Here is a 4,907-nt window from a genome sequence, read left to right as displayed (position 1 = left end):
TATGTGAATGACGAAATTCAGGTTTAAACAACTGGCCGATGAGGTCAAAACACCGGTAGAGCGCCTGTTGCAGCAGATGCGTGAGGCAGGTCTGCCGCACACCGCCGCCGAAGAAAATGTGACTGACAGTGAGAAGCAATCTTTGCTGACTCACTTGAAAAGCAGCCACAAGGCGAAAGTGGAAGAACCACGCAAGATCACGCTGCAGCGTAAAACCACCAGCACCCTGCGCGTGGCTGGTAGCAAGAGCATCAGTGTTGAAGTTCGCAAAAAGAAAGTTTTCGTACAGCGTAGCCCGGAAGAAATCGAAGCCGAGCGCAAGCGTGAACTGGATGAGCGTCGCGCAGTAGAAAATGCTGCGCGTCAGAAGGCTGAAGAAGAAGCCAAGCAACGCGCCGAAGAAGAAGCGCGTCGCCAGCCTGCTGCTGCCAAAACCGCTACCAACGACGCCGTTTCGGCGCCGGCTGCAGCTGCCCAACCAGTACGCGAAAGCGCACCGGTGGCCGCCGCTGCTCCAGCACCGTCTGCTGACGCTCGTAACAAGCAGAACGAACAGCGTCGTCCGGACAAACCACGTGCCGACGACAACAATCGTCGCAGTGGCGGTGGTGACGGCGAGCGTAAAAACGCTCCGCATCGCGCATCGGTCAAAGAAAAAGCGCCAGCGCCACGTGTCGCGCCACGTACTACCGACGAAGAGAGCGACGGCTTCCGTCGTGGTGGTCGCGGCAAGTCCAAGCTGAAGAAGCGTAACGCTCACGGTTTCCAGAGCCCAACCGGCCCTGTCGTGCGTGATGTGCAGATCGGCGAGACCATCACCGTTGGCGATCTCGCCAATCAGATGTCGGTCAAGGCTGCTGAAATCATCAAGTTCATGTTCAAACTGGGTACTCCAGCGACCATCAACCAGGTGCTTGATCAGGAAACTGCTCAACTGGTAGCCGAAGAACTGGGCCACAAAGTGACCCTGGTCAGCGACACCGCTCTGGAAGATTCCCTGGCCGAGTCCCTGAAGTTTGAAGGTGAGTCGTTCTCCCGTGCGCCAGTCGTGACCGTAATGGGCCACGTTGACCACGGTAAGACTTCGCTGCTCGACTACATCCGTCGTGCCAAGGTTGCTGCTGGCGAAGCCGGCGGTATCACCCAGCACATCGGTGCTTACCACGTTGAAACCGAACGCGGCATGGTCACCTTCCTTGATACCCCGGGTCACGCCGCGTTTACCGCAATGCGTGCTCGTGGTGCCAAGGCGACCGACATCGTGATTCTGGTTGTTGCAGCCGACGACGGCGTAATGCCGCAGACCATTGAAGCTGTTCAGCACGCTGTAGCGGCTGGCGTTCCACTGGTGGTTGCAGTGAACAAAATCGACAAGCCGGGTGCTGATCTTGATCGCATCCGCAGCGAACTGTCGGTTCACGGTGTGACGTCGGAAGAGTGGGGCGGTGATACGCCGTTCGTACCGGTTTCGGCGAAAGTCGGTACTGGCGTGGACGAACTGCTCGAAGCCGTATTGCTGCAGGCTGAAGTTCTCGAACTGAAAGCGACTCCTTCGGCTCCTGGCCGTGGTGTCGTGGTTGAATCGCGTCTCGATAAAGGTCGTGGCCCGGTTGCAACTGTGCTGGTCCAAGACGGTACCCTGCGCCAAGGCGACATGGTGCTGGTCGGTTCGAACTATGGTCGCGTTCGCGCCATGCTCGACGAGAACGGCAAGCCAATCAAGGAAGCCGGTCCTTCCATCCCTGTCGAGATTCTCGGCCTGGACGGTACCCCGGACGCTGGCGACGAGATGAGCGTAGTGGCTGACGAGAAGAAAGCCCGTGAAGTGGCTCTGTTCCGTCAAGGCAAGTTCCGCGAAGTCAAACTGGCTCGCGCTCACGCCGGCAAGCTGGAAAACATCTTTGAAAACATGGGTCAGGCCGAGAAGAAGACGCTCAACATCGTCCTCAAATCCGACGTCCGTGGTTCGCTGGAAGCGTTGAACGGTGCCTTGAATGGCCTGGGCAACGACGAAGTGCAAGTGCGCGTAGTGGGCGGCGGTGTCGGTGGTATCACCGAGTCCGACGCTAACCTGGCACTGGCTTCCAACGCTGTACTGTTCGGTTTCAACGTGCGTGCCGATGCTGGCGCACGGAAGATCGTCGAGCAGGAAGGTCTGGATATGCGTTACTACAACGTGATCTACGACATCATCGAAGACGTCAAGAAAGCCCTGACCGGTATGCTCGGCAGCGATGTTCGCGAGAACATCCTGGGTATCGCCGAGGTGCGTGACGTGTTCCGTTCGCCGAAGTTTGGCGCGATCGCTGGTTGCATGGTGATCGAAGGTGTTGTGCACCGTAACCGTCCGATCCGTGTACTGCGTGAAGACATCGTTATCTTCGAAGGCGAGCTGGAATCCCTGCGCCGCTTCAAGGATGACGCTTCCGAAGTACGTGCCGGCATGGAGTGCGGTATTGGCGTCAAGAGCTACAACGACGTCAAAGCTGGCGACAAGATCGAAGTTTACGAGAAGGTTCAGGTTGCTCGCAGCCTCTAACTCGCGCACTTCAGGAGCCGTGATGGTCGGCCGCACTGCAATGTGTGGCGCATTACTCGGACTCTAAACGCAACGCCCGGTCTGGCTTCTGTCAGGCCGGGCGTTTGCCGCTTTCAGACCTTGCGGGTTTCACCGTAGGGCAGTAACAGGTAACAAATCATGGCAAAAGAATACAGCCGCACCCAACGTATCGGCGATCAGATGCAGCGTGAGCTGGCCCAACTGATCCGTCGTGAAGTCAAAGATCCGCGCGTCGGCCTGGTCACCATTACCGCTGTGGAAGTCAGCCGTGACGTCGGTCACGCGAAGATCTTCATCACCGTGATGGGGCAGGACAATGCCGAAGACATCGCGCAAAGCATCAAGGTACTGAATGCCGCCGCAGGTTTCCTGCGTATGCAATTGGCCCGCGAAATGAAGTTGCGCAGCGTGCCGCAATTGCACTTCCACTACGACGAAAGCGTCGTGCGTGGTGCGCACCTGTCGGCCCTGATCGAGCGCGCCGTGGCTGAAGACAATCAGCACCCGGCAGTTGCTGAACCTGAAGACACCAAGGAGTAATTCGGTGGCTCAGGTCAAACGTATCCGTCGTAACGTCAGCGGTATCATTCTGCTCGATAAGCCGCAGGGGTTCACCTCCAACGCCGCGTTGCAGAAGGTGCGCTGGTTGCTCAACGCCGAAAAGGCTGGGCATACCGGCAGTCTCGATCCGCTGGCCACTGGCGTTTTGCCGCTGTGCTTCGGCGAGGCCACCAAGTTTTCGCAATATCTGCTCGATTCCGACAAGGGTTACGAAACCCTGGCGCAACTGGGCAAGACCACCACCACGGCAGATGCCGAAGGTGAGGTTTTGCAGGAGCGTCCGGTGACCGTTGGTCGCACCGATGTCGAGGCGGTTCTGCCGAAATTTCGCGGTCAAATCAGTCAGATACCGCCGATGTACTCGGCGCTCAAGCGAGATGGTCAGCCGCTGTACAAGCTGGCTCGTGCAGGCGAAGTAGTGGAGCGCGAACCGCGTTCTGTTACTATTGCGCGCTTGGAATTACTGGCCTTCGAGGGCGATACTGCGCGCCTTGCGGTGGATTGCAGCAAGGGCACCTATATTCGCACCCTGGTGGAGGATATCGGTGAGCAACTCGGTTGTGGTGCGTACGTCGCAGAATTGCGCCGTACCCAGGCCGGGCCTTTCACCCTGGCGCAGACCGTGACTCTCGAAGAGCTGGAAGCCGTACATGCCGAAGGCGGCAACGAAGCGGTCGACCGCTTCCTGATGCCATCGGACAGCGGCCTGCTGGATTGGCCGTTGCTGCACTTCTCTGAAGCGAGTGCGTTCTACTGGCTTAACGGCCAACCGGTTCGTGCTCCGGATGCTCCGAAGTTCGGCATGGTGCGGGTACAGGATCACAATGGTCGCTTCATCGGTATCGGTGAAGTGAGCGAAGACGGGCGCATCGCGCCACGTCGCTTGATTCGGTCAGAATGACCGGAACCGGCCTGTGTAACAGCAGGTCGGCGAGTGTGGCTGTTAACAGGCACGGTCACGACTCATTTATAGATACAGGGATTTGTCCCTGGCCTGTTGAAGCTGTTTCCTTGAAACAGTTTCCTGATAAAAGGATTGCCTCATGGCTCTCGACGTTCAAGAAAAAGCTCAAATAGTTGCTGACTACCAGCAAGCTGTTGGTGACACTGGTTCGCCAGAAGTGCTAGTTGCTCTGCTGACCCACAACATCAACAAACTGCAAGGTCACTTCTAGGACTACGGTAAAGATCACCACTCCCGTCGTGGTCTGATCCGCATGGTAAACCAGCGCCGCAAGCTGCTGGACTACCTGAAAGGCAAGGATCTGGGTCGTTACCAGACTCTGATCGGTCGCCTGGGTCTGCGTCGCTAATCAGCGATTGCGCTATGAGGTTGGTTGTCTGTCAGGCGTCAGCGGTTTACCGCTGGCGCCTTGCAGGCTTCCAGCCTCAAGTTTTATCTGGATACACGTTTTACCCTGGACAGGCGTTGGGCCGACTCCCGACATTGCCCAAGAATTTCGCAAGAAACCAGTTCCCCCAAGAGCCACAAAAGAAGGTAGGACACCGTGAACCCGGTAATCAAAAAATTCCAGTTCGGTCAGTCGACCGTTACCCTCGAGACTGGCCGTATCGCCCGTCAGGCCTCCGGCGCAGTATTGGTCACCGTTGACGACGACGTCAGCGTATTGGTGACTGTTGTTGGTGCCAAGCAAGCTGATCCGGGCAAGGGCTTCTTCCCTCTGTCCGTTCACTACCAGGAAATGACTTACGCTGCCGGTAAGATCCCTGGCGGTTTCTTCAAGCGTGTAGGCCGTCGTTCCGAGAAAGAAACCCTGACTTGCCG

Annotated in this window: 3 protein-coding genes and 2 pseudogenes; all 5 read left to right on the top strand. The window is 57.5% G+C overall.

Going from position 1 to position 4,907, the window contains the following annotated elements:
• Positions 1–7: 7 nt before the first annotated feature.
• Positions 8–2,539, top strand: a complete 2,532-nt coding sequence (gene infB / locus ACIOU6_RS13405; RefSeq protein WP_401136866.1) for a translation initiation factor IF-2 — start codon at positions 8–10, stop codon at positions 2,537–2,539.
• A gap of 159 nt (positions 2,540–2,698) precedes the next feature.
• Entirely contained in the window at positions 2,699–3,100 is a 402-nt protein-coding gene (gene rbfA / locus ACIOU6_RS13400; protein ID WP_095191053.1) for a 30S ribosome-binding factor RbfA, read from the top strand.
• 4 nt (positions 3,101–3,104) lie between these two features.
• A complete protein-coding gene (gene truB, locus ACIOU6_RS13395; protein ID WP_401136863.1) occupies positions 3,105–4,022 on the top strand; it encodes a tRNA pseudouridine(55) synthase TruB in 918 nt (305 codons plus the stop codon).
• Positions 4,023–4,164: 142 nt separating this feature from the next.
• Positions 4,165–4,434: pseudogene (rpsO, locus tag ACIOU6_RS13390) on the top strand (30S ribosomal protein S15).
• A 195-nt stretch (positions 4,435–4,629) separates the two neighbouring features.
• A pseudogene (locus ACIOU6_RS13385) lies at positions 4,630–4,907 on the top strand (polyribonucleotide nucleotidyltransferase); the annotation flags it as partial.

Source organism: Pseudomonas sp. NPDC087615, from assembly GCF_044743445.1.
In the GTDB taxonomy this organism is placed as follows: Bacteria; Pseudomonadota; Gammaproteobacteria; order Pseudomonadales; family Pseudomonadaceae; genus Aquipseudomonas; species Aquipseudomonas baetica_A.
The sequence above is the reverse complement of the archived record's forward strand: the minus strand, read 5'-3'. Positions and strand labels throughout refer to the sequence as shown.